Below are 26,189 nucleotides of genomic sequence, written 5' to 3'. Positions count from 1 at the left end.
TAAACAACTAATAATGTATAAAATAGAGTTTGGGTAGAGTTGCACAAGCAACAACCAAGATAACTAAGGAGCTATTTAACCATGAAAAAGACGAAAATCGTCTCAACACTTGGTCCGTCATCATCTGATGTCGAAACAATCGTAAAGTTGATCCAAGCGGGTGCTAATGTATTCCGTTTTAACTTCTCACACGGTGATCACGAAGAACATTTGGGTCGTATGAACGCAGTTCATGAAGCTGAAAAGATCACTGGTAAAACAGTTGGTATTTTGTTGGACACAAAGGGTGCAGAAATCCGTACAACAAAGCAAGCTGATGGTAAGATTGAATTCCATACAGGTGACACATTGCGTATTGCAATGGATGAAAACCTTGAAGGCACAAAGGAAAAGATTGCTGTTACCTATGCCGGTTTGTTTGATGATGTTAATGAAGGCGGACAAGTTTTGTTCGATGATGGTTTGCTTGGCACAACTGTTCTTGAAAAGGACGTAGCCAATCGCGAACTTGTTGTGCGTATCGATAACGATGGTATCTTAGGTTCACGTAAGGGCGTTAACGCACCTGGTGTGTCAATTAATTTACCTGGAATCACGGAAAAAGATGCTGATGATATTCGCTTTGGTTTAGACCACGAAATTAATTATATTGCAGCTTCATTTGTTCGTAAGCCTGAAGATGTGCTTGAAATTCGTGCATTATTGAAAGAAAAGAACATGGAACACGTGCAAATCATTCCAAAGATTGAATCTCAAGAAGGTATTGATAATCTCGATGCAATCCTTGAAGTTTCAGATGCTTTGATGGTACCACGTGGTGACATGGGTGTTGAAATTCCTGCTGAAAATGTGCCTTTGGTCCAAAAAGACATGATTCGTAAGATGAACAAGTTTGGCTTGCCTGTTATTACAGCAACTCAAATGCTTGATTCAATGGAAGAAAACCCACGCCCTACACGTGCTGAAGCTTCCGACGTTGCCAACGCTGTCTTTGATGGTACTGATGCAACAATGCTATCAGGAGAATCAGCCAATGGTGATTATCCTGTTGAATCTGTTGCTACAATGGCTGCAATCAATGAAAAGGCTGAAACATCATTACGTGAAAATGGTCGTCATCAAGACATTTTGTTTGATGAATCAAGTGCTACTGAATCAGTTGCATCTGCCGTGACACGTATTTCACGCAGTGTAGGTGCTAAGGCTGTTGTTGTTTCAACAAACTCTGGTTACACTGCTCGTATGGTTTCAAAGCACCGTCCTGATGTTAACGTATTAGCAGTTACGTATTCAGAACGAGTACAACGTGGTTTGACTTTGAATTATGGTGTTGTGCCAGTTGTCTATGAAGCACCTGCAACAATCGATGAGATGATTGCATTAGCTAAGACAGCTGTTAAAGAACAAGGCTTGGCTAATTCTGGTGATACAATTGTTATTGCTGCGGGTGTACCAATGTCACAATCAGGTACAACAAACATGATTACTGTTCAAACAGTATAAAGTATATTACTCTAACTTGCTGGTTAGATCTTGAACGATTACTTCCCCATTAATTGGGAGTAATCGTTTTTATGTTTAAACGACTTATTTTATTGTGTCATAAAACCTATCACAACTAAAACACTGAAATTGGTATACCTGATATGATAGTACCAATAAATAAAGAGGAGTTTTGTTATGAATACAGGTGATTTGGCTTGGGTGTTGATATCTTCGGCTTTAGTTTGGTTAATGACACCAGGATTGGCACTTTTTTATGGTGGCTTAGGTGAAAAACGCAATTTACTACATACGATGTTTATACCCGTTTTAATCATTGGTATTGCTTCATTAACGTGGTTTTTAGTTGGTTATTCGTTAGCTTTTGGTGGTAGTGGTCAGATTATCGGTAATTTTAAGCATTTGTTTTTGGCTAATGTTTCATTTACAAATTCTACTAAATCATTGACAATTCCAGATGGCGCATTTGCATTGTTTCAGGGCATGTTTCCGATCATTACAGCAGCCATTATTACTGGATCTGTTATTGGTCGAATGCGAATTAAGGCGATGATTGTGTTTATTACCTTATGGTTAATTGTTGTTTATTCTCCTCTGGCACACATGGTTTGGGGTGGTGGTCTACTAGCGCAAATGGGTGCAATTGATTTTGCTGGTGGCACTGTTGTCCATATTTCAAGTGGTGTAACTGGTTTAGTATTAGCACTAATGATTGGTCATCGTCATAATGACAAACATATTCCGGTTAGGCCATCATATGTTTTGATCGGTGGCGCATTACTTTGGGTAGGTTGGTTTGGCTTTAATTCGGGATCTGCATTGGCTGCAAATGGCACAGCTGTACTAGCTTTGGTTAACACTTGGTTGGCTTCAGCTGTGAGCGTACTGACATGGGGGCTTGTAGAGTACAAAACGCATGGCAGAGTCACACTAGCCGGCATAACTAGCGGTGGTGTTGCTGGATTAGTGGTCATTACACCTGCCGCGGGATTTGTAGCACCGTGGTCTGCGGTTGTCATGGGATTACTGGCCGGTATTATAGGATTTGCTGGCATTACGTTTGTTAAAAATAGTTTTGGCTATGATGATACTTTAGATGCTTTTGGTATTCATGGCATTGGTGGTGCTGTTGGTGCCATTCTAACTGGTGTGTTTGCAGATAAAAATATTGGTGGTGTCGCAGGGTTAGTTAGTGGCAATATCTCATTACTTTGGAAACAGTTAGTTGCTATTTTGTTTACAATAGCTTTTGCTGCGATTGGCACACTTATTCTTGCAAAAATAACAGCGATCATAGCAGCGCCGCTGAGATTGTCAGCAATAGAAGAAGAGAAAGGGTACGACGCTATTTTACATGATTTAACGGTTGAATGACGGGCATGAGCCCGTTTTTTGTGTTAAAATTAAAAGAAACACGATAAAGGGGATCTGTAATTTGTCAGCACAAATTCAGCAAATATTTACATTTGAAAATGCAGAACAACAAACGAAGCTTATTGGCGTCAATGATAGCTTTTTACGTTTGATAGAAGAAGGTCTCAGTGTTCAGCTACATGCCCGTGGTGACCAAATGACAATTTCTGGTGATGAAGATAAAGTTCATCTGGCCTACGCTGTGTTACAAGAATTGACCAACTTAATTAAGCATCAAATTAATATTTCGCCAACGGATGTTGTTAGTGCTGTGACGATGGCGCAACGTGGCACACTTGATTATTTCGGTGATTTGTATTCTGAAACGCTCATTCGAGATAATAAGGGGCGCGCTGTTCGGGTTAAAAATTTTGGACAACGTCAATATGTGCAAGCCATTCGCAAAAATGATATTACTTTTGGTATTGGACCTGCTGGAACTGGTAAAACGTATCTTGCTGTTGTTATGGCAATTTCCTCGTTAAAACGTGGTGAAGTGGAACGTATTATCATTACACGGCCAGCAGTTGAAGCAGGAGAATCATTGGGATTTTTGCCAGGAGATCTTAAAGAAAAAGTCGACCCTTACTTAAGACCAATATATGATGCCATGAATGCAATTGTTGGTGCTGAACAAACACAGCGGTTAATGGACCGTGGCGTGATAGAAATTGCACCATTAGCATACATGCGAGGTCGAACTCTGGATGACGCATTTATTATTTTAGATGAAGCACAAAACACGACTAATCAGCAGATGAAAATGTTTCTCACACGTTTTGGATTTGGCTCAAAAATGATTGTGAACGGTGATATATCACAAATTGATCTGCCTAGAGGTGCGAAATCGGGACTTATTTCGGCGCAGCGCATTTTGAAAGATGTTAATCGCATGTCTTTTGTTAATTTCAGTAGTGCCGATGTTGTACGCCATCCTGTGGTTGGTCTCATTGTCAATGCCTATGAAGCTGCCGAAACAAAATTAGCAGCATTAAAAAAGGAGCAAGGAACCAATGGATTTGGTAATAATTGACCAAACAAACCAAGGCGTGAGCCAATATCATCAAGATTTAGTGAACGCTATTTTAAATTTTTCGGGTATATTTTTAAATCTGCCAGACAACACAGAAATGTCTGTGACTTTTGTCAATAATGACGAGATCCAACGTTATAATCGTCAATATCGTGGTGTTGATAAACCAACAGATGTGATTAGTTTCGCAATTGAAGAGGGAGAGGATGATTTTGATATTTTACCTGATCAAGAGTGGACAAATGACATTGCAAAAAACATTGGCGATATTTTAGTATCCGTTGATGTTATTGCTTCGCAAGCAACCTACTTAGGTCATAGTTATGAACGTGAACTTGGGTTCTTAGTTGTGCATGGCTTTTTGCACTTAAATGGTTATGATCATATGCTTGGTGAAGCAGAAGAAAAAGAAATGTTTGATTTACAACGAAGGATTTTGGATGATTATGGCCTCAAGAGATAATGAGAGAACAAAATTAGAAGATGTACCTGATCAGGTGACGAAACAAACGGACCGCAATAATAATTTTTTTAAGGCGATGCGTAATTCATTGAATGGTATTTGGATGATTTTGGTTCGTGAACGTAACATGCGAATCCATATTGTACTTGCTTTCATGATCTTAGTTGCTGGCTTACATTACGGGCTATATCGTGCAGACTGGTTGTGGGTCACGATGGCGATTTTTATTGTCATTTTTAGTGAATTTTTAAATACAATTATTGAAGCCGTTGTTGACTTGGTTGTTGAAAAAAAATATCACCCATTGGCAAAACTTGCTAAAGATGTTGCAGCGGGAGCTGTGTTAGTGGCTGTTGGTGTTGAAATTATCATCTTACTGATTATTTTTCAGCCTTATGTTTGGCGTCAATTTGGTATCGTTACTAATTTTTCTGACTTATTGCATCAATTTCAAAAGTGAGTTATTATCAGACAAATTAGTTGTATTGTTCTAAGAAACGAGTGATGTTTCTTTAGTATAGGAGAAAAGTCGGCCTAGGCGCCGCATTTATTATGACAGAAACACAATTCAAATCAGGCTTTGTTGCTATTATTGGTCGCCCCAATGTGGGGAAATCAACGTTACTTAATCGTATTGTTGGTGAAAAAATAGCGATTATGTCAGATAAGGCACAAACAACGCGCAATAAAATTCAAGGTATTTATACCACCGATGCAGCACAGGTTGTCTTTATCGATACACCAGGTGTACATAAACCACAAAATTCGTTAGGGGATTTTATGGTGAAATCAGCTTTTTCTGCTTTACATGAGGCGGATGCTATCTGGTTTGTGGTTGATGCCGGCATGCCACGAGGGCGTGGGGATGATTTTATTATCAATCGTTTAAAAGAGGTTAGCAACACACCACTTTATCTTCTAATTAATAAAGTTGATTTAATTTCGCCACAAGACTTACTAACTATTATTGCGAGCTACCAAACAGACGCACCTGAATGGACAGAAGTCTTCCCAATTTCGGCACGTGAAGGCGATAATGTACCAGAATTATTAGATAATATTGTTGCAAATCTTGAAGAAGGACCACAATATTTCGATGCTGATCAACTAACAGATCATCCCGAACGTTTCGTCATTGGCGAACTGATTCGTGAAAAGGTATTGCAGTTAACACGACAAGAGGTACCCCATTCAGTAGCTGTTGTTATTGATAAAATTTCGCGTGAGAATGAAGAAAAAATTCATATTCAAGCCTCTATTATAGTGGAGCGTTCGACTCAAAAAAATATAATTATAGGCAAGCAGGGTGCTATGATTAAAGATATTGGCACACGAGCACGAAAAGACATTGAACGACTAATGGGTGATAAAGTTTTCCTTGAAACATGGGTTAAAGTTGAACCTCGTTGGCGTGATCGACCACAAGCGCTCCAATCACTTGGGTACAGTAAAGAAGATTATTAATCCAAACGCAATCGCATACAGTAAATCAGAATAATATATGACAGTAATTAAAGGCGTTGTATTATACACAAGGCAGTATAAAGATAATGATTTGCTAGTTCGTATACTCACAGAAACAGGTGGGCTACGAACTTTTTTGGCACGAGGAGCAAAAAGGCCAAAATCCCATTTAGCCGCCGCTACGCAACCCTATACACTGGCCATATTCGAGGGTGCTTTTCCAAAGAAGCAGCAAGGTCTGGGTTATATTAACAATATACAACACATCACTAATTATCCACGCTTGATGGATGATATTGAAGCAAACGCTTACGCGGCATTGATTGTTAGCTTACTTGATGAGATATTTGAAGAAGGCGATCCTTTGGCACGTTGGTATAATCAATTAGTGTTAGCCCTGCAGAAATTAAACGAAGGGCTTGATCCGCAAATCATTGCTAATATTTTTGAAATTCAGTTACTTGTGCCATTAGGTGTCGCACCAAATTGGCGTGTTGACCCAATTAGTGGCCAATCGGATGGTCGCTTTGATTATTCGGAAAAATATAATGGCATTATTTCGGAAGCGCATTATGCGTTAGATGATCATCGATTAATGTTAGATCAAAAAACAATGTATTATTTGAGACAATTCAGTGTGATTGATTTGAGACAAATTCATCAAATTAACATGTCATCTACCACTAAGCGTGGGTTACAACAGGTAATCGATTATATTTATGATAGTCAAGTTGGTTTAAAACCACGGGCTAAAAAATTTATTGAACAAATGCATTCGTGGCAGAATACTTTAAAACAAACTCGGCAGAAAAAAGAGGGTACATCATGACAATAAAAAAAATACTTGTATTGCATACAGGTGGCACCATTTCAATGCATGAAGATGAGGATGGCGATGTTGAAACGGGTGTTGAAAATCCGTTAACAGGTGCAAAAATGGCGCTTCCAGATGTTGATTTAACAGTTGAAAGCATTTTTAACTTACCAAGTGAGTATATTGGACCAACCCACATGTTAGCGCTTCAACATAGAATTGTGGCTGCGGGCAATGATTTTGATGGTGTCGTGATTACACATGGTACAGATACGCTTGAAGAGACATCTTTTTTTCTCGACAGTACGTTATCTGTTGATTTTCCAATTGTGATTACGGGTGCGATGCGCTCTTCTAATGAATTAGGCTCTGATGGTTTATATAATTACCAATCTGCTTTACGTGTTGCAGCAGACAATAATTCACGTCGACGAGGTGTGCTAATTGTTATGAACGATGAAATTCACGCCGCACGTTTTGTAACAAAAACACATACGACCAATGTCGCAACCTTTGGTTCACCTATTAGTGGTACTATGGGTCTTTTGACCAAGCGACAAATCATCTATTTTTATGATTTACCAAAACGTCGTGTTTTATCAGTTGAAAATGTTAATAAAAGTATTCCAGTTTTAAAGGCTTATGCGGGAATGGATGGGCAATTATTAGAATTACTGGCTGCTTCAAATATTGATGGTATTGTGATTGAGGCACTGGGCGCTGGTAATCTATCAAGAGAAGCGGCAAACGGGGTTGTGTATCTTTTGTCGCGCCATATTCCCGTTGTTATTGTATCTAGAAGCTTTAATGGCGTTGCGGAACCAGTTTATGATTATTTAGGCGGCGGCGTACAATTAGAGAAAGCAGGGGCAATTTTTGCAACTAGCATTAATGGCCAAAAAGCGCGATTAAAGTTACTCGTCGGATTAGACAGCCAACTCAACAACGAAGATTTAAGAGATTACCTGCATCAAGTATGAAACATTTCTATGTCTTTTGAGGTGACTGAACCAGGTATCATAACAACAAATCATAAAAGCCATGAGACTTTAGAGTCTCATGGCTTTTATGATTCGAAAATATTGTCATAGATGGCTTTAACGGCACGATCTGCTAAATCTGGTTGAATGCCAAGCATGATTGAAATTTCACTCGCGCCTTGGTTAACCATCTGTAGGCTGATATGATTTTCTTTCAGTGGTGTCACAATGTCCGTGAGCGCGCCAATACGATTTCGCATACCCTCACCAACAATCATGATGATGCCATAGCTAGGTAACCACTTTAAAATATCAGGTTTGATGTCTGATGCAATATCAGCAAGCATACCATCTACTTGTTCTTGTGATAAACGTGTTTTATCAAATATAATAGTTAAATCATCAATTCCAGAAGGCATATGTTCATAAGATACATTATGCCGCTTGAGTATCTCTAATATGCGTAATGTAAATCCGACTTCTTTGTTTAGCAGGTAACGATGCAAATATAACGCCGAAAAACGATTTGAGTTAGCGATACCTGTTACAGGACGTGTTTGCTGTACTTCTGTTGGTGGGACGATAAAAGTACCGGGCGCATCAGGGTCGTTAGTATTTTTGATGTTAATACGAATACCACCTTGAATGGCTGGAATGATAGCCTCATCATGGAAAACAGCAAAGCCAGCATAGGATAACTCACGCATTTCATCGTAAGTCATTTGTTGTATGGCTGCAGGATGTTCAATAATGGTTGGGTTAACTGCATAAATAGCACTCACATCAGTGAAGTTTTCATACAAATCAGCACTTAATCCGCGAGCCATGATTGCCCCAGTGATATCTGAGCCGCCACGTGAAAATGTCGCCATATCACCGTTTTGAGTATAACCAAAAAAACCAGGGATAATGAGACGTTCGCTAGTGGTTAAATCAAGTTCAGCAATTGTTGTGTAAGACTTGGTATCAAATGTGGCTGAACGTGCTTGATCATCAACATGTAGACCAATTTCTTTAGGATCTACAAAACGAGCAGGAACACCAAGATGGCTGAATACCTTAGCAACAAGTTGTGCATTTAAATACTCGCCATGGGCTGCAAAAGCAGCATAAAGAAAATCAAACGAGCGATAGTGCTTTTTTGAGAGATGATCAATTTGCTCATCTATGTCAGCCAATTCGTAGGCAGGTAGATCAAAATATTTGCCGACGGCATGATAACGATTTTTAATTGTTTCAATAATATCAGTTGTATCAGTATCCTCAACTGTTGCTTTGGCATAGGCTAGGAGTAAATCAGTGACCTTTGTATCATCTTTAAATCGTTTTCCAGGAGCAGAGACCACAATGACTTTACGTTCTGCATCTGATTGAATAATATCAAAAACACGTTGTAATTGACGGCCATCAGCTAATGATGAGCCACCAAATTTTGAAACTTTCATAGTTATTTTTCTTCTTTCGTAATGGTTAATCCACTGACATCTTGTTCTAAGCGGTAGAGGTTTCCCGGTAAATTGGCTGCAGTTAATGCTGTTAGTAAAGTAGTCACTCGATCTTTGGGGACAATGGTAACCACTGTTGGGCCTGCACCAGATAGATAGGTACCAGTAATACCGAGTTGATGAGCAACTTGGCGAATAACAGCTAATTGTGGTACGAGCTTAGCTCGAGATAATTCATGAAATTGATCTTGTTCAATTAATGAACTGGCAGTATCAAAATTATCTGCATTTAACGCAGCAATCAGTGTATTGCTAATCGCACTTGCTGCAACACTTTGTTTAAAGGATAGTGTTGTAGGTAACGCTGCCCGTGCTTCAGAGGTTAACAATTCGTAATTTGGAATAAATGTCACAAAATCAACATTTTCCGGTATTTTTAATGGGGCATGGTAGACTTTCAAACCGTCATAGTACGCTGATATACCACCACCAAATAGAGCGGGAGCGACATTATCTGGGTGACCTTCTAACTTTGTGGCGAATGCTAAGATGGCATCGTCAGATAAGCTTAAGTGATCAATTGTATTCGCCATGGCTAATCCTGCTAAGAGTGCAGAAGAAGACGAACCTAGGCCTCTGGCTAAAGGAATATCAGATTTTACAATGATGTGGTGTGGTGCTAATTGCGGTGCTAATAGTAGTGCTTTTTGAACGATAAAATGATTTTCATCATGTGGCATGTCATCATTAAAATCATGATCAACGATCCAGTGAGTTGTTTTTTCATGAATTTCTAGTGTGAGGTATAGTTGTAACGCCACACCAAGGGAATCAAAACCAGGGCCAATGTTAGCACTAGTTGCAGGAACTTTAATGGTTATCATGAGAATATTTTGTACTCCGCAGCTAAATTAATACCGTCCGCATTACGAATAGTTGTTCGAATAACATTTAATTGCGCATCACTTGAGGGATGTGTCAGAGCAACTAAGCGTGCGGTACCATTAGCAGCTGGTGTTTGTTTAAGATCTGTAAAACTAATTTTAGCAGCAGCAAACATACCAGTAACTGAATACATAGCCCCTGGTGTGTCATCAACTTCGATGACAATGAAACGACGCGCAACGCGCTGCGAAGGTTTAGCTAAATTGAGGTCTTGATTAAAAGAATTAAAGGGGTTCCCTGGCGTGTTAAGTGCCAAATCAGTAGCGACGTTTGTTAAATCGCTCAGTACAGAGTTGGCAGTTGGCATTTCACCAGCACCAGGGCCATATAACATCACTTCACCAACAGATTCGCCATTGACAAGTACAGCATTATTTTCGTTGTGAACTGTAGCTAAGGGATGAGTAAAAGGCACCAAATGGGGTGCTACTTCAATGCTAATGGCCTCTTTTGTGGCACCAACACGTTGTGCGACACCCAATAGTTTCACAGCGTAACCTAAAGCGTTAGCATCCGCGATATCTGTGTCTGTTAAATTGGAAATACCAGTGATTGCCAGATCACTTAACACGGGTTGAACGCCAAAAGCGAAATTTGATAAAATAATGAGTTTGAAAGCAGCATCAAAACCTTCAACATCATTTGTAGGGTCTGCTTCAGCAAAACCCTTGTCTTGAGCTAGTTTTAAGGCGTCACTGTAGGATAAATTATTAGTGGTCATTTGCGTTAAAATGAAGTTGCTTGTGCCATTGATAATACCAGCTACACGTGAAATTTCATCCGCAGTAAAACTAGTAGACAGCGTTCGTAATATAGGAATACCGCCAGCAACGGCAGCTTCAAAGAATAAATCAACACCATTTTTTTTAGCGATAGCAACAAGTTCTTGACCACGGCTAGCAATCAAATCTTTATTGGCAGTAACGACGTGCTTTTTGGCATTGAGAGCTTGTTTGATAATATCGTACGCCTGATTTAGGGTACCCATAACTTCGACAACGATTTGAATATCAGGATTATCTAATATGTCTGTTGGTTGATCCGTAATAGGGAAGTCTTGGATAAATCCCGTTCGTGACTTATTTAAATTATGTACGACAGCATGTTTCACAATGAGATGTGATCCAGTACGTTTGGTAATTTGTTCTGCGTTTTCTTGTAAAATTTTGACGACACCACGGCCGACCGTTCCTAAGCCAAAAAGGCCAATTCCAATATCCATAATCCGTTCCTTAATCAAGTTATTCTTATAATTCTATCATTTTTATTCATAAAATTGTAGTTATTTGTTATAATTTAATAAATAAACAAAAGGAAGATGCATTGTATGAACTATATTTCAACACGTGGTCAAGCACCAGCGGTCACGGCCAGTCAAGCTATTTTAAATGGTATCGCACCGGATGGCGGGTTATACGTACCCGAAGATTGGCCTAATATAACGCTTGATTGGGCAGCACTAAAAACGCAAACTTATTCAGATGTGGCGACCCAAATTTTTGATGCATTTTTTGATGATTTCAGTGTTGCTGAAATCGATCATGTGGTTGCTAAAGCGTATGGCAAACAGTGGAATACGACAGACATTGTGTCGACTCATCAAGAGGCAGATCTAACATATATTGAATTATTTCATGGTCCGACGCTAGCTTTCAAAGATATTGCTTTACAGGCATTACCACATTTATTGACAACGGCTGCAAAAAAGCAGGGCACACATGATAAAATAATTATTTTAACCGCCACCTCTGGTGATACAGGAACTGCTGCGATGAGCGGTTTTGGAAATGTTGAACAGACTGAGATTATTGTTTTCTATCCAGAAGTTGGTGTCAGTGATATTCAACGGCAACAAATGAAAACAGAATCTGCTGACAATGCTCATGTTATTGCCATTACAGGTAATTTTGATGATGCGCAAAAAGCGGTTAAGTCATTATTATCTGATAAAACATTGGCACAAGATTTACGAGCCAATCAGATGCAATTTTCATCGGCTAATTCGATTAATATCGGTCGATTAGTACCTCAAATCGTCTATTATATATATGCGTACGCGCAGTTAGTTAAAAATAATGATATTAAAGCTGGTGATGCCATTAATGTTGTGGTGCCGACTGGCAATTTTGGTAATGTGTTGGCGGCCTATTATGCCAGTCAAATTGGTCTGCCGGTTAAGCAGTTTGTGGTGGCGTCAAATGAAAATAACGTCCTAACTGACTTTTTTACAACGGGTAAATATGATCGTCAACGTGCTTTTAAAGTTACGAATGCACCAGCCATGGATATACTTGTTTCTAGTAATCTAGAGCGCTTGTTATATTTTGCAAGTGGCAAAAATAGTGAAGAAATCAGAAACTATATGCATGATTTGTCTGACAAAGGTGAATATACATTAAGCGCGGATACACGTCAGAATTTGTCCAAGTTTGTTTCGGGATTTGCAACCCAAACTCAAGTGTCTGAAACAATTAAGGCTGTTGCCAAAGCAACACAATATACGATTGATCCACATACAGCTGTGGCACGATACGTTTATGGGCAACAAGAAGTTTCGGGTCCAACGCTCATTGCTGCTACTGCTAGTCCCTATAAATTCCCACAAACTGTATTGCAAGCCTTAGAAATCACACCGCAATCTGATTTTGAAGCTTTAAAACAATTATCACAAGCCACGAACACTGATATACCGGTACCAGTTGTGGATTTGTTTGCTAAACCAGTGCGTCATAAACAAGTCATTGATGCTAAACAAATCCTAGCAACTTTACGACACGAAATACTTTAAAGCCGAACAAACGGCTATATTGCATCAAATAATTCGGTGCTTTCCGGATTACTTGGTGAAAAATCATCCTTAAATACGTTATAATTAACCTATTAACGTATAGGAGAACACTATGTCATTTAAAGAACGCGATCCCGAAGTTTGGAGTGCTATTCAACAAGAAGGCGCTCGTCAAAATCGAACGATCGAACTCATTGCTTCAGAAAATTTCACTTCAAAAAGTGTCCGTGCGGCACAAGGATCTGTTTTAACAAATAAGTACGCTGAGGGTTATCCTTATAAGCGTTATTATGGCGGTACGGAATACGTCGATGTTGTTGAACAATTGGCAATTGATCGACTCAAGGCACTTTTTGGTGCAGAATATGCTAATGTACAGCCACACTCTGGTTCACAGGCCAATGCAGCGGCTTACATGGCTTTTTTGCAACCTGGTGATCGTATTTTAGGAATGAACTTGGATGCAGGGGGTCATTTGACACATGGTTCTAAGGTATCATTTTCCGGTAAAATGTATGATTCATATACTTATGGCTTAGATTCAGAAACAGAACGTCTTGATTATGAAGCGATTGCTGCTCAAGCCCGTGAAGTAAAACCACAAATGATTGTTGCTGGGGCCTCTGCGTATTCTCGGACAATTGACTTCACAAAGTTCCGTGCTATTGCTGACGAAGTAGGTGCTTACTTGATGGTTGATATGGCACATATTGCTGGTCTTGTTGCTGCAGGATTACATCCTAATCCAGTTGGCATCGCTGATGTGGTAACGTCAACGACCCACAAAACATTACGCGGACCAAGAGGCGGCGTTATTTTATCGCAAGAAAAGTATGCTAAAAAGATTAATTCAGCTATTTTCCCTGGCACACAAGGCGGACCATTAGAGCATGTTATAGCAGGTAAGGCGATTGCGTTTGGTGAAGCCTTACAACCAGCGTTTAAGGATTATGCTGCACAGGTCATCAAAAATGCACAAGCAATGGCAGATGTTTTCAATCAAACAGACGATATTCGTGTTGTTGCTGGTGGTACAGATAATCACATGTTTAACCTAGATTTGACAAAAACCGGTTTGAACGGTAAGCAAACACAAGAATTGTTAGACACGGTATCAATTACAACCAACAAGGAAGCGTTGCCAAATGAAACATTGAGTCCTTTTGTGACTTCTGGTATCCGCATTGGAACGCCTGCCATCACGACACGTGGTTTCAATGAAGATGATGCGCGCCAAGTAGCCCAGTTTATTGTGACGGCAATTCAAAATTATGATGATGCCAAGGTGCTAAAGACAGTTAAAAAAGAAGTAGAAATTTTAGCTATGACACATCTATTTGAGTAAATGGTGAAAGTCGACATGAGTCGACTTTTTTTCTATTACTGTATTAAGGAGTAAAAATGTTAGATAAGCAAATGGTTCGTGCTAATCAAAAAAAAAGCTTAGCCCAGTATGTTGGTCTTGACCGAGAAACGGAAGAAGCGACATTACGCAATTTGCTGTTTCAAACAACACAATGGCAAAATGCAAGAGTCATTGCTGTGGTATTAAGTATGCCAACAGAACTCAATACGCAACCCGTTATTCAGCGCGCTTGGTTAGAAAATAAACGAACGGTTGTGCCAAAAATTATTGATAAACATATGATTTTTGTTGAAATAAGCGAACAGTCCGAATATCGTTTAGGAGCCATGGCGATCAGAGAACCTTTGAGTAGTAAGATGTTTGATACTGATACCATCGATTTAGTTATTGTACCTGGTTTAGCTTTTACAATGGCTGGTCAACGTTTAGGCTATGGTGCAGGATATTATGACCGTTTTTTGTCGCATTACGGAGGGCAATCAATTGCATTAGCATTAGGTGTGCAATTAGTTGAATGGTTGCCTGTTGAAAAGCATGATCAATCAGTTGATATCATACTAAACGTGAATGCATCAAAGGTAGTTGATTATTGGGTAAAATATTTAACGCAAGTTGGCTTACCGTTGGACACACCTGTGCCTGTCTCAGGTCAGTTTGGTACGGCGGATATGGCAGATGAATTAGCACAGTTAATTATTGCAGGTACAAAAACTGCCACTGCAAGTTGGGCAAAAGGATATCAATTAGATCATGAACCAATACCTAAAGTTGGTGATTTGTTTATTGTACTAGATAAGCAAAGTTTACCAGTTGCAATCATTAAAACAACACAGGTGATTATTGAAAAATTTAAATTTGTGGATGAACGACATGCTTATCTTGAAGGTGAGGGCGATCGAACACTTGCTTATTGGCAACGCGTGCATACGCAATTTTGGCAGCAAGAATTAGCGCAATACAGCTATCAGCTGAATGAAGATACAGAGGTTGTATTGGAACAGTTTGAACGTGTATTTTAGTTAAAACAATATGTTATGCGTATCAAAAAATCAGCAACACGCTGATAAAGCGTGTTGCTGATTTTTTAGACACATTTAATCAACAAGTGGCAAAATATTGACAATGGCAATTCGATCGCTATCATCATTTTTTAAACGGGCGATAATTTCGTTATAGCGCCGTTCAGATAAGGGTTCTTTTGTATCAAATTCAAGAATTTTATTGTCAATATGATTACTTGTACTAGGATATTGCTCAATACGGTATATAATTAACAGTTTTTTATAGGCGAACGGTTGGACAATCATGCCATCTAAATGGTCTTCAACTTGTTCAGTCGTTTGATTGGCAATATTTTCTTCAAAAGCTTGCTTTGTTTTTTTAAATAGTGGCATTATTTCATCTCCGTATTTTGTTTAAAGTAAGTCGTTAAACCTTGCACAGTCAGCTGGGCTACTTGTTGTTGATATTTCGTTGTCCGAATGAGCTTAAAATTAGAAGGATTATTGATATAGCCTAATTCTAATAGTGTTGCAGGACGGGTGACTTTATCTAAGACAACATATTGCGCATCGTCCATACCGCGGTTGTTTATTGGTAAATGATTCAATGACATATTCAGCGCTTGAGTAAGTGACTTACCATTTTTGTGGTAATAGTATTGAGAGATACCACTAGCTTCTGTTGTGCCATTTTCGTTGCCCGCGTGGTCAAAATGAATTGATATTTGTGCATCGGCTTGATACTTTTCTGCTAGACGTGGAATATGAAGCAATGGTACGAGCACATCTTTATCACGAGTCATAAAGACGCGTGCACCGGTTTTTTGAAGTGCAGTTCTCATATGTCTAGCTGTGCGTAAGGTATATGTTTTTTCAAAAAATTTGCCATTTGCTGATGATGAGCCATTATCGCCAGATAAACCATCATATTTTTTACTGGGTACGCCACCATGACCTGGGTCTAACACAATAGTCGCTTCGCTAATGGCAGTTGCAGTGCGCAACGTCTTTGATTCAGCAACCCAGCCAGCAACCCAACCGATTTGCTCATTGTCGGTGCGTCGGACTTTGTACCAGCCATGGCTTTTTGACATGATAATGAGATTGGTGCCTCGCTTGAGTGAAGCAGTTGCCGAATATTGTCGCCCGGGACCATTCCGAAATTGTACTTGATTTGGGTAGGTTGTGATCTTATTTTTATTGGCAAGAGAGTAGACTAACAAAAACGTGGTGGTTAAGATAGAAATAGTCACGATAACACCAATTAAATTACGTAATAACCACTTTTTAATCATTTTTTACCTGCTCATGCAAATTTTATATACAAATAATTGTAACATATTTTGCTGGACATCAAGTGTCCTTTATATTCAAAAAATGTTACAATAATGCTATGACATATCAAATTATTGTATGTTATGAATAGATATAATAAAGGTAAAAAGGTAGACGCAATGTCAAAAATAATGGCAGTAAACGCCGGTAGTTCATCACTCAAATTTCAATTGTTAGAGATGCCTGAAGAAACGGTATTGATGCAAGGTATTATTGAACGAATCGGACAAGATAATGCTGAAATTTCGATCAAATATGGCAAAGATATTGAGCCTAAACGCTTGATTGGCGCTGAAGAAGGTCATATTACATTGACAAAAAATGGTGGTCAGAAATTTGAACATGAGATGTCAATTAAAGACCATGATCAGGCAATCGATGTCTTGTTACAAAAGTTAACTGATCTTGGTATTGTAAAAGACTTTAATGAAATCACAGGTGTTGGCCACCGCGTTGTTGCTGGTGGTGAATGGTTTAATCACTCTGTTGTTGTTAATGATGACGTCTTAACAAAAATTGATCGCTTGGCTGATTACGCGCCACTGCATAACCCAGCAAATGCTATGGGCATTCGTGCCTTTCAAAAACTGCTACCTGATGCGTTGTCTGTTGCAGTTTTTGACACGTCTTTCCATCAAACAATGCCTGAAAAGAACTATCTTTATAGCATTCCTTATGAATATTATGCACGTTATGGTGCGCGTAAATATGGTGCACATGGTACATCGCACCGTTATGTTACTGAACGCGCAACGAAAAAGCTGGGGATTCCACTTGATGAATTCAATGCCATTTCATTTCATTTAGGTGCGGGTGCCTCAATTACTGCAATTAAGAATGGTAAATCATACGACACATCAATGGGCTTCACACCATTAGCTGGTTTGACTATGGCAACACGTTCAGGGGATGTTGATCCATCATTAGTTTATTACATCCAAGAGCGTGAAGGTTTATCAAACGAAGAAATGCTGTCTGTCTTGAATAAAAAGTCTGGGTTACTAGGTGTTTCTACGATTTCAAGTGATATGCGTGACTTAGAAGAAGTACAAGAAACTAATACTCATGCTAAGTTGGCACTTGATATGTTTTATGATCGTGTGATCCGTTATGCTGGGCAATATTTTGCGGAACTTGGACGTGTTGATGCAGTCATATTTACAGCAGGTATTGGTGAAAATGATGCCGTGACGCGTGCTAAGGTTTTGGAATCATTGGCATTTGCTGGTGTTAAGCTAGATGCTGAAGCTAATAATGTACGTGGTAAAGAAGCCATATTGACGACTGATGATTCAAGCGTTGCTGGCTTGTTAATTCCAACTAATGAAGAGCTGATGATTGCTCGTGACGTGGAAGCTTTGCGTTAAAAAATTAATACTAAAAAGGCGTTGAATGATTGACAAGGTTTAAAACCTGTCAATCGCTATCAACGCCTTTTTATGTTCTGCATACGATAGAAAACGGTATTATGAAATCGTTTTGAGTTGTCCACGTGCATCATCAAGTGTGGTATAACCTTTTTCTGTCAGAATATCGGCTAATTCTTTTTCAAGTCGCTCAAACACATCAATACCTTCAATTGCTAATTGAGAACCAACTTCAACTAAATCAGCACCGCAAAGAATATGTTCATAGACGTCGCGCCCTGTGGTGACACCACCAGTACCGATAATCTTAATTGATGAGTTTAACCGTTGGCGTAGCGCACGAACGTTGGCTAAAGCAGTGGCTTTAACTAATGGTCCGCCAATACCGCCAAATCCTGATTTTGGTTTGATGACAACGGTATCAGTAACTTCGTCAATGACTAAACCATTACCGATCGAGTTAATCGTGTTCACAAAAGCTAGTGGAAATTTGTTTAAGATATCAGCAATCATATCAAAATGAGCAATATCAAAATATGGTGGTAATTTAACACCTAGTGGTTTGGTGAAGAAAGTGAATACTTCAGATAATATTTGTTCTGTGGTTTCAAAATCATAAGCAGTTTGTGGCTTACCTGGCACATTAGGACATGACAGGTTTAATTCAATAAGCCCCTTAAAATCTGAATCTTGTAATTGATGTAACATGTCCAAATTGTCTTGTTTAGATAATCCTGCAACTGAAAAAAAGATGGGTTTGGTTGTTTGTTTTTCGGACACATACGACATATAATAATCAAAGCCGGCGTTGGGCAAACCCATTGAATTAATTGTTCCCAAATGATTGGGAATTTCGAAGTAACGTGGTTCGGGGTTACCTTCTCTTAGCGTTGGTGTGGCAGACTTTGTGACAACTGCACCTGTATAATCAGAGGCTAGAACAGTATCCAGTTCAGTAGTTGTCTGGCACATGACGCCAGCTGCATTGAGCAAAATGTGGTCAAAATGATAATTCTGGATGTTGGCAGTAAGTTGCATATTAATGTCTCCTATGACGACTACAAGTGCTAGTGAAATATTGATCTAAGTATAACAAAAATTTAGAAAGATAAAAAGGATAAATATTAGGTATAATGATACTATGAAACAATTTAGAGTAGACAACTTAAAAAGTACGTATGGCGAAAAAGTGTTATTTAACGATATTTCATTTTTAATTACAGCTGGCGATCGCATTGGCCTCATCGGCGTTAACGGATCGGGTAAAACCTCGTTACTCAATGCTATCTCAGGCGTGAATCCTTCCGACTCAGGGCATGTGACGAAGCAAAATGATTATACAATTGGTTACTTAACACAAAACCCAACATTAGACGATAACGCATTAGTAATGGACGCGATATTGTCAGGTGATCAGCCAGTTTTCAAAACAATTAGACACTATCAATATGCTTTAGAGCAGTTCGGTAAACAGCCAACAGATGTTAAGGTCGCTCAAAATTTTGAAGATGCCCAGAATGCAATGGATAGAGATGAGGCGTGGACAACAGAAGCGCAAATTAAATCAATTTTAACACAGTTGCATATGCCTGAATTACAACGTCAAGTTAGCGAGTTATCTGGTGGTCAACGAAAGCGCGTAGGTTTAGCGCAAGTCTTAATTGAGGCGCCGGATCTCCTAATTTTAGATGAGCCAACGAACCATTTAGATTTTGATTCGATTGCTTGGCTTGAAAAATATCTTGCAAGCTATAAAGGTGCTGTCATGGTTGTCACCCATGATCGTTACTTTTTAGATGCTGTTACAACGCGTATTTTTGAGTTATCATTTGGTGATCTTTATGAATATAAGGGCAATTATCAGGATTATATGATTGGAAAATCGCAGCGTGTTGAGCAAAGTAAGGTGGCTGAACATAAACAACAACAGCTATATAAACAAGAATTGGCTTGGATGCATAAATCAGCACGTGCGCGTACAACGAAACAAACAGCTCGCGAAAATGCATTTTCCGAATTAGAAGCACAAATGGGAACTTTAAAACTAGATGATGATGTTGCCGTCAATCTGGGGCAGCAACGTTTGGGTAAAAAAGTTATTGTCATTGAACATGCGGGCATGAAATTTGATGATAAGGTGTTGTTTAACGATTTTAATTTACGCGTAGCTGGTGGTGATCGGATTGGTATTACAGGTGAGAACGGTGCAGGTAAGTCAACGTTTTTAAATGTCATTGCTGGCAAAATACCTTTGACAAGTGGTGTGATTGAGTTAGGTGAAACAGTCAAAATGGCTTACTATACGCAGGTTACCGAAGAAATCCCAGATGACAAGCGTGTGATTGCCTACCTAACTGATATTGCGAGTTCGGTAACAGACAAAGACGGTAACCAAGTCAGTGTGTCTGAACTACTTGAACAGTTTTTATTTCCGCCATTTATGCATGGCACATTGATTCGTAAGTTATCTGGTGGCGAAAAACGACGATTATATTTATTAAAACTATTGCTACAACAACCAAATGTATTGTTATTGGATGAACCAACCAATGATTTAGATATTGGCACATTAACTGTATTAGAGGACTTTCTGTCAGGCTTTTCAGGTGCTGTGATAACAGTTTCCCACGATCGCTATTTTTTGGATAAGGTTGCTAACCAACTGTATATGTTCCAAGGAAACGGTGTTGTGGCGCGTTATGATGGGTTATTTAGCGAGTATTTAGCAACACATCTTGATACCAAAACAACGGTAGTAGAAAAAACAAGTATTGAAAAACCGCAACCGATGGTTACACAAAAGAAAAAGTTGACTTATAGTGAGAAAAAAGAATGGGCAACAATTGAAGATGATATTGCCCAGCTTGAAACGCGGTTAGGCGAAATTCCTAATGATATGCTTGAAAATGGCACAGATTATGTCAAACTAGGTGAATTACAAAAAGAAACAGAAACTTTGGAACAGCAATTAGACGAGAAAATGACACGCTGGGAATATTTGAGTGACATTGTAGATCATTAACTTAAAGTTGTTTCAGAATAATATGTTGTGACACAGAGGTTGGTTTTTCGTATGATGGTTTGAGGAATAGAATATGAACTTAAACCAACAGTTATTAGCAATTCACTTGACGCAGGGTATCGGGTCAGCCACGGCTTCATATATCATCAAATTGATTAACGAGTCCTTGACACCGACAGTTTATCCGTGGCCATTAGATTTTCTACTAAAAATAACCAAAACGACCTATCATAGTCGTATTCGTGCGAGCTATGCGGGCGCATTACGACAAGCACAAACTGTCAATGTGTCGTATATCACATTTTTTGATGCTGTATATCCCCAACGCTTGCGTGAAATATATGAGCCACCGATGATTTTATTTTATGCCGGTCAATTAGACGCGCTAAAATTACCAAGTTTATCCGTTGTTGGTACACGACAGGCGACGACATATGGCATGGCAACTTTACGACATATGTTACCAGATGTAATTAATGATGGTGTTGCTATCGTGTCAGGCTTAGCACAGGGGATAGATGTAATGTCTCATCAAATAACGTTTGCGCATCAAGGGGTACCGATTGCAATCATTGGTACAGGTATCGATGTTTTCTATCCAAGACGCAACGAGGCGCTTCAAAAACAAATTGCGCTACAAGGCTTATTATTAAGTGAATATATGCCAGGAACTGGTCCCCAGCGGTCGCATTTTCCTGCACGCAATCGCATTATTGCAGGATTATCTTCCGCAACTTTAGTGGTTGAAGCAAAACAAAAATCTGGTAGTTTGATTACGGCTAATGTTGCGTTACAAAATAACAGAGAAGTCTTAGCTGTACCTGGATCAATTTTTTCAGAAACATCTCATGGCACAAATGAATTATTAAGTCTGGGTGCGAAGTTGGTGACGCAACCACAAGATATTCGCGATAGTGTTCAATTATTGGATACCATTTAAAAGTGTGCGATGATAGTCATCATTTCTTTTCAATTTATGAGAGTCAAATAAAGTTAACCCTAACTTTATTTGACTTTTTGTTGTTTCTAAGCATATTTTGAGAAATGGGATTGTTTTTTTTGTCACGTAAGCGTAAAATATGATTTAGGGAATGTAAACGCTTACATGCATAACCTAAATAAGATGTATACTGACATGAAAGCAAGAGGAAAAATGAATGAAAAATCTCATTTTGGTAAGTCATGGCAAATTTTCAGAGGGTTTGAGAGATGCCCTCAGTATGTTTATTGGCGATGATATAGCAACAGTCGAAGCTGTTGGACTACAATCTGATGAGGATATTGGGCAGTTTGAAGTGCGTGTTAAAAAGTTAATCTCTAGTTTTGATGTTGATGCCTCGCTAATTGTTTTGGCTGATATTATTGGTGGTAGTCCGTTAACGACTGTCACAAATATTTTAAACCAACAGGATAAGTTAGCAAATACTGTCATTCTAGGTGGCATGAATTTTCCGATGGCACTCAATGCGGCGATCTTAAAAGACAGTTTGGACCAAGACACATTCGTAACAGCTATTTTGAACGAAGCAACAACGGCAGTTAAAAAGTTTGAAATAGTTAATGAAATAGATGATGATGAGGAAATTTGAAAGGAATAAGAACTTATGAGTATTTCATTTGTACGTATCGATGACAGAATTATACACGGTCAAACTGTGACCCGTTGGGCAAAAGAGTATCCTTGTGATGGCTTGATAGCGGTGAATGATGCTGCTGCCAATAATCCTATTTTAAAAGATGCTTTTAAAAGTGCTTCGGAGAAGAAGACCTTTGTATGGACATTGGCACATTTTAAAGAAAAGGCGCAACAAGTTTTAGATTCTGATCGCCAATACTTTTTAATCACTAAAACACCGCAAGACATGAAAACCATCCTTGTTGATTACGGCTTTGTACCAAGTGAAATTAAAAAAGTCATTGTCGGACCAGCTAATGATCGACCTAGCGCGATTAAGCTTGGCAATAACCAATCAATTCTACCCGAAGAAGCCCTTGATTTTGAAGCCATTCAAAAACAGGGATATCAAGTCAAGTTCCAGCTTTTACCTGATGTTTCAATTGGTTATTGGGATGATTTCAAAGGTAAATTTGATTTGTAAACTAACATAAAAGGGGTTAGGGAAATGACAATTAGTTGGATACAAGCAAGTATTCTAGGTATTTTTGCCAGTTTGTCTTCTATGCCAGGTATGGCGGGATCTACGATTGGTAATTACACGTTAGGCAGACCATTAGTCGGTGGTTTGGTGTGTGGGATTGTATTAGGCGATATGAAAACAGGTATTGCTGCCGGTGTTGCCATGCAGTTAGTCTATATTGCCTTAGTAACACCAGGTGGTACAGTATCTGCGGATTTAAGGGCTGTGTCTTATATCGGTATTCCGTTAGCTATGGTGGCTATTCATGCACAAGGACTTTCAGCAACATCAGCAAATGCTGCTGACTTAGCCAAGTCAATGGGTACCTTGGTTGGTACTGTTGGTACTGTATTGTTTTACGGTACTGCAACGATGAACCTCGTATGGCAGCATATGGGTTGGCGCGCAGTTGAAAAAGGTGATTTTAAAAAACTGTATGCGGTTGACTGGGGTTATCCTTGGATTTCACATCTATTCTTCTCTTTCATACCAACCGTGCTGATGACGCATTTTGGTTCAAGTGCCGTTCAAGCGCTTAAAACAGCGTTACCAATGGATGGCATTCCAATGAAAACTTTATTCACAGTAGGTGCTTTACTACCCTGTGTCGGAATTGCTATTTTACTTAAGCAAATCGTAGAAGGGCCACTTGACTTTATACCATTCTTTGTGGGATTTACATTTGCGGCATCATTAAAACTCAATTTAGTTTCTGTAACAGTTGTATCGTTAATTTTTGCCATGATTTTTTACAAGTTGGATATGGCGATTAGTACCAATAAACAACCGGTAGCAAGTAGTTCAGGCGGTGCGGTTATTGATGATGATGAGGAAGAAGAGGATATTTAAGATGGCTAATACAGAAAAGAAAGTACTTTCTCGTAAAACGCTAAATCGATCTTTTCATCATTGGTTTTACGGTCATTTAACAGCGTTTTCTCAAGAACATATGCAAACGTTTGGCTACTTAACATCGATGTTGCCGATTGTTGAGGAACTATATGATAATAAAGAAGACCAAGAAAAGGCAATGAAAACCTATACGGCGTTCTTCAATACAGAGCCGCAGTTAGGCACAATTATTGTTGGTATCACCGCTAGTTTGGAAGAAGCCAGGGCGAACCAAGTTAATAGTGGTAGTGATGGGGATGTTGATGATACGACCATTAACGGACTACGTGCTGGGTTAATGGGACCAATTGCCGGTATTGGTGACTCACTTGTTGTCGGAACGTTAATTCCTGTTATTCTAGGTATTGCCTTGGGTATGTCTGATGGTGGTTCGCCGTTAGGTGCAATATTTTATATTATCGTTTGGAACCTACTTGGTTATTTCGGCATGCGTTTTGCCTACTTTAAGGGTTATGAGTTAGGTGATAAAGCAGTTGGTATCTTAATTGGCGCACAAGGTAAAGCCGTTCGAAAAGCGATTGCCACAGTGGGTGGTATGGTGGTTGGTGGCGTTGCTGCCACCTGGGTTACGGTAAAAACGTCGTTTAGATTAACGAATTCATCAGGTAAAGCCTACTTAGTACTACAAGATAAATTGGATTCAGTCTACCCTGGCCTCCTAACGGCAGCGTTCATCGTTGCTTGCTGGTGGTTAATGGCTAAAAAGAATATTTCACCAATCAAAGTGATGTTAATTTTGGTTGTTGTTGCTCTAATCGGTGTATTGCTCGGATTCTTTAACCCAGGATTAACTTATTAAGTCATGAGGGAAGTTTTATGATAACAGATACCAAAAGTATTGCACAAGGATACAAAGAGGAAATTATATTTCAAGAAAATATGCTGCGTAATTTGCAGCATTGGCAGTCATTCTTCTCACTGCTAGTCGGTATTGGCGTACTAATGACTTATTTTCTCAGACATGAAGGTATTTGGTTAATGATGACAAGTATTGGTTTGAGTGTTGTGAGTGTTATTCTAATGTTTACAGTAGGTTATGTCATTTATAAAGGTAAAAAAAATGTGACCAAAGTTATCGATAGTTATGAAAAAATCATGAATGGCACTGTGGGATAATGTCAGGAGTTTAATCACTCGGCAGATAAAATGCGTCAACTAGAGTTTGATCTAGTTGACGCATTTTTGATGTTTGTTAATCTCAGGCGAGAATGATTATTGGTGAGGGCTTTAGTCTCTTCTGGTTAATCGCTGATAATATTGCTGTGTATGATCAAATAATTTTTGAGGTGTCGTCATGTGAAGCGAGATAACAATATTGTAAGCATCACTAATTTTTGTTTTATGATTTTCAAATAGACCGCGCAAAAATAATAGCCAGGTTTGGAAAGTCATGTTTTGTTCGAAAAGATTAAGAAAATCCAATCGCAAGAACAGTGATTTAGTGATGGCTGTGTTTTTTTGTATGATAGTTGATTCTAAAAACGCGATTAAAATAGGCGCCACCATATTATCAGCTACCGTTGATAATTTGTTGGCGAGGTACTGATTTAAAATATCATTAATATATGGCTTTAATTTTTCAACGTTTATCATATTGTGCACAAAAAAAAACAAACAAAGATCATAGTATTGCCAAATATCAATGGTAAAAAAGTAATCTATCAATTCATGCTGTATCGATTCAGTCGTTAATTTGTAATCCAAATGATATAACGTTGATTTAGCCATTAGAGCAAAATGGCGCTGTGTCAAATTTTCTGGTTGTTCAACGGCTTTGTCTTGAGCAAGACTATAAATATGGTGTAATACAATTTTATCTTGTTTGATATATGCATGTTCTAAAGCAGATTTTATTAGGGCTAAATTGTTTTTTTTTCCCAAATGTCGCATCGAAGTATTCTCTAATGGGTATATTTAAAATTTGACAAATTTCCTGTAAATTGTAATCAGTGGGGGAACTTTGATTATTTTCTATGCGAGAAATCATCGATTGTGAACCAATTAAATGGCCCAATTCTTTTTGGGAAACGCCTCTTGACTTTCTAATCTTTTTAATAATATTATCATTTTTTATCATAGTAAATTTCTCCGAGTCATAATATTCATTTTTGAATATTATGAAGTTGTGTATTTTATTAGTGTATATTGAAAAGGTTGTTGCTGTCAATAAGCAATTATTAATAGTGACAATTGATGAAAA

At 38.7% G+C, this 26,189-nt stretch carries 27 protein-coding genes; 19 read left to right on the top strand and 8 right to left on the bottom strand.

The annotated features are described in order from the left end of the window. Positions 1-81: 81 nt before the first annotated feature. The 8 genes from pyk to JOD28_RS05545 all read left to right on the top strand — a co-directional run bounded on the left by pyk (position 82) and on the right by JOD28_RS05545 (position 7,670). The gene (gene pyk / locus JOD28_RS05580; protein ID WP_204769850.1) at positions 82-1,503 is read left to right on the top strand and encodes a pyruvate kinase; all 1,422 of its coding nucleotides are present in this window, start codon (positions 82-84) and stop codon (positions 1,501-1,503) included. A 177-nt stretch (positions 1,504-1,680) separates the two neighbouring features. After that, entirely contained in the window at positions 1,681-2,877 is a 1,197-nt protein-coding gene (locus JOD28_RS05575) for an ammonium transporter (RefSeq protein WP_204769849.1), read from the top strand. Positions 2,878-2,938: 61 nt separating this feature from the next. After that, positions 2,939-3,949 (top strand): PhoH family protein, encoded by a 1,011-nt coding sequence (locus JOD28_RS05570; protein WP_204769848.1) that lies wholly within the window; start codon positions 2,939-2,941, stop codon positions 3,947-3,949. Further along, a complete protein-coding gene (gene ybeY, locus JOD28_RS05565; protein ID WP_204769847.1) occupies positions 3,930-4,412 on the top strand; it encodes an rRNA maturation RNase YbeY in 483 nt (160 codons plus the stop codon). The genes JOD28_RS05570 and ybeY overlap by 20 nt, the downstream gene beginning before the upstream one ends. Further along, positions 4,396-4,872, top strand: coding sequence for a diacylglycerol kinase family protein (locus JOD28_RS05560; RefSeq protein ID WP_204769846.1), 477 nt, complete (start codon positions 4,396-4,398; stop codon positions 4,870-4,872). The genes ybeY and JOD28_RS05560 overlap by 17 nt, the downstream gene beginning before the upstream one ends. Before the next feature lie 92 nt (positions 4,873-4,964). Further along, positions 4,965-5,876 carry a GTPase Era gene (era, locus tag JOD28_RS05555; RefSeq protein ID WP_204769845.1) on the top strand — a complete coding sequence of 304 codons (912 nt, stop codon included), beginning with the start codon at positions 4,965-4,967 and terminating at the stop codon, positions 5,874-5,876. Between the two features lie 37 nt (positions 5,877-5,913). Continuing rightward, positions 5,914-6,705: a DNA repair protein RecO gene (gene recO, locus JOD28_RS05550; protein WP_204769844.1), complete on the top strand. Its 792-nt coding sequence runs from the start codon at positions 5,914-5,916 to the stop codon at positions 6,703-6,705. Next, positions 6,702-7,670 carry an asparaginase gene (locus JOD28_RS05545; RefSeq protein WP_239531114.1) on the top strand — a complete coding sequence of 323 codons (969 nt, stop codon included), beginning with the start codon at positions 6,702-6,704 and terminating at the stop codon, positions 7,668-7,670. Before recO ends, JOD28_RS05545 begins: the two co-directional genes overlap by 4 nt. Positions 7,671-7,756: 86 nt before the next feature. On the opposite strand, the gene JOD28_RS05540 is transcribed toward JOD28_RS05545, so the two are convergent. The 3 genes from JOD28_RS05540 to JOD28_RS05530 are packed head-to-tail and all read right to left on the bottom strand — an operon-like array spanning position 7,757 to position 11,282. Then, a complete protein-coding gene (locus JOD28_RS05540) occupies positions 7,757-9,115 on the bottom strand; it encodes an aspartate kinase (protein WP_204769843.1) in 1,359 nt (452 codons plus the stop codon). 2 nt (positions 9,116-9,117) lie between these two features. Beyond that, positions 9,118-9,999, bottom strand: a complete 882-nt coding sequence (thrB, locus tag JOD28_RS05535) for a homoserine kinase (RefSeq protein WP_204769842.1) — start codon at positions 9,997-9,999, stop codon at positions 9,118-9,120. After that, positions 9,996-11,282: a homoserine dehydrogenase gene (locus JOD28_RS05530; RefSeq protein WP_204769841.1), complete on the bottom strand. Its 1,287-nt coding sequence runs from the start codon at positions 11,280-11,282 to the stop codon at positions 9,996-9,998. The genes thrB and JOD28_RS05530 overlap by 4 nt, the downstream gene beginning before the upstream one ends. Before the next feature lie 105 nt (positions 11,283-11,387). Here JOD28_RS05530 and thrC point away from each other — a divergent pair, with 105 nt between their 5' ends. The 3 genes from thrC to JOD28_RS05515 all read left to right on the top strand — a co-directional run bounded on the left by thrC (position 11,388) and on the right by JOD28_RS05515 (position 15,233). After that, a complete protein-coding gene (gene thrC, locus JOD28_RS05525; RefSeq protein WP_204769840.1) occupies positions 11,388-12,848 on the top strand; it encodes a threonine synthase in 1,461 nt (486 codons plus the stop codon). Positions 12,849-12,960: 112 nt separating this feature from the next. Next, complete coding sequence (gene glyA / locus JOD28_RS05520) at positions 12,961-14,193, top strand: serine hydroxymethyltransferase (RefSeq protein ID WP_204769839.1); 1,233 nt, start codon at positions 12,961-12,963, stop codon at positions 14,191-14,193. 56 nt (positions 14,194-14,249) lie between these two features. Beyond that, the gene (locus tag JOD28_RS05515; RefSeq protein ID WP_204769838.1) at positions 14,250-15,233 is read left to right on the top strand and encodes a 5-formyltetrahydrofolate cyclo-ligase; all 984 of its coding nucleotides are present in this window, start codon (positions 14,250-14,252) and stop codon (positions 15,231-15,233) included. Between the two features lie 75 nt (positions 15,234-15,308). Here the strand turns inward: JOD28_RS05515 and JOD28_RS05510 are convergent, their stop codons facing one another. Together JOD28_RS05510 and JOD28_RS05505 are read right to left on the bottom strand one after the other, a co-directional pair. Then, complete coding sequence (locus JOD28_RS05510) at positions 15,309-15,608, bottom strand: hypothetical protein (RefSeq protein ID WP_204769837.1); 300 nt, start codon at positions 15,606-15,608, stop codon at positions 15,309-15,311. Then, positions 15,608-16,510 (bottom strand): N-acetylmuramoyl-L-alanine amidase family protein, encoded by a 903-nt coding sequence (locus JOD28_RS05505; RefSeq protein WP_204769836.1) that lies wholly within the window; start codon positions 16,508-16,510, stop codon positions 15,608-15,610. Before JOD28_RS05505 ends, JOD28_RS05510 begins: the two co-directional genes overlap by 1 nt. Positions 16,511-16,669: 159 nt before the next feature. Here JOD28_RS05505 and JOD28_RS05500 point away from each other — a divergent pair, with 159 nt between their 5' ends. After that, on the top strand, positions 16,670-17,917 hold the full coding sequence (locus tag JOD28_RS05500) for an acetate/propionate family kinase (protein WP_204769835.1): 1,248 nt from the start codon (positions 16,670-16,672) through the stop codon (positions 17,915-17,917). Positions 17,918-18,016: 99 nt separating this feature from the next. Here the strand turns inward: JOD28_RS05500 and JOD28_RS05495 are convergent, their stop codons facing one another. Further along, complete coding sequence (locus JOD28_RS05495) at positions 18,017-18,955, bottom strand: dihydroorotate oxidase (RefSeq protein WP_204769834.1); 939 nt, start codon at positions 18,953-18,955, stop codon at positions 18,017-18,019. 103 nt (positions 18,956-19,058) lie between these two features. Here JOD28_RS05495 and JOD28_RS05490 point away from each other — a divergent pair, with 103 nt between their 5' ends. The 7 genes from JOD28_RS05490 to JOD28_RS05460 all read left to right on the top strand — a co-directional run bounded on the left by JOD28_RS05490 (position 19,059) and on the right by JOD28_RS05460 (position 25,105). After that, positions 19,059-20,939: an ABC-F family ATP-binding cassette domain-containing protein gene (locus JOD28_RS05490; protein WP_204769833.1), complete on the top strand. Its 1,881-nt coding sequence runs from the start codon at positions 19,059-19,061 to the stop codon at positions 20,937-20,939. 73 nt (positions 20,940-21,012) lie between these two features. After that, positions 21,013-21,879 carry a DNA-processing protein DprA gene (gene dprA / locus JOD28_RS05485; RefSeq protein ID WP_204769832.1) on the top strand — a complete coding sequence of 289 codons (867 nt, stop codon included), beginning with the start codon at positions 21,013-21,015 and terminating at the stop codon, positions 21,877-21,879. Between the two features lie 217 nt (positions 21,880-22,096). After that, a complete protein-coding gene (locus JOD28_RS05480) occupies positions 22,097-22,528 on the top strand; it encodes a PTS sugar transporter subunit IIA (RefSeq protein ID WP_204769831.1) in 432 nt (143 codons plus the stop codon). A gap of 15 nt (positions 22,529-22,543) precedes the next feature. Next, the gene (locus tag JOD28_RS05475; RefSeq protein WP_204769830.1) at positions 22,544-23,038 is read left to right on the top strand and encodes a PTS sugar transporter subunit IIB; all 495 of its coding nucleotides are present in this window, start codon (positions 22,544-22,546) and stop codon (positions 23,036-23,038) included. 24 nt (positions 23,039-23,062) lie between these two features. After that, on the top strand, positions 23,063-23,926 hold the full coding sequence (locus JOD28_RS05470) for a PTS mannose/fructose/sorbose/N-acetylgalactosamine transporter subunit IIC (RefSeq protein WP_204769829.1): 864 nt from the start codon (positions 23,063-23,065) through the stop codon (positions 23,924-23,926). Position 23,927: 1 nt separating this feature from the next. Then, complete coding sequence (locus tag JOD28_RS05465; protein WP_204769828.1) at positions 23,928-24,788, top strand: PTS system mannose/fructose/sorbose family transporter subunit IID; 861 nt, start codon at positions 23,928-23,930, stop codon at positions 24,786-24,788. A gap of 17 nt (positions 24,789-24,805) precedes the next feature. Then, positions 24,806-25,105 carry a PTS sugar transporter gene (locus JOD28_RS05460; RefSeq protein ID WP_204769827.1) on the top strand — a complete coding sequence of 100 codons (300 nt, stop codon included), beginning with the start codon at positions 24,806-24,808 and terminating at the stop codon, positions 25,103-25,105. Between the two features lie 111 nt (positions 25,106-25,216). On the opposite strand, the gene JOD28_RS05455 is transcribed toward JOD28_RS05460, so the two are convergent. Continuing rightward, complete coding sequence (locus JOD28_RS05455) at positions 25,217-25,879, bottom strand: Rgg family transcriptional regulator (protein WP_239531112.1); 663 nt, start codon at positions 25,877-25,879, stop codon at positions 25,217-25,219. Next, positions 25,803-26,066, bottom strand: a complete 264-nt coding sequence (locus JOD28_RS05450) for a helix-turn-helix domain-containing protein (protein WP_204769825.1) — start codon at positions 26,064-26,066, stop codon at positions 25,803-25,805. Before JOD28_RS05450 ends, JOD28_RS05455 begins: the two co-directional genes overlap by 77 nt. Between the last annotated feature and the right edge of the window lie 123 nt (positions 26,067-26,189).

Origin of the sequence: Leuconostoc rapi (assembly GCF_016908715.1) — a bacterium.
Classification (GTDB): Bacteria; Bacillota; Bacilli; order Lactobacillales; family Lactobacillaceae; genus Leuconostoc; species Leuconostoc rapi.
This window is presented reverse-complemented; position numbering and strand designations above follow the sequence as displayed.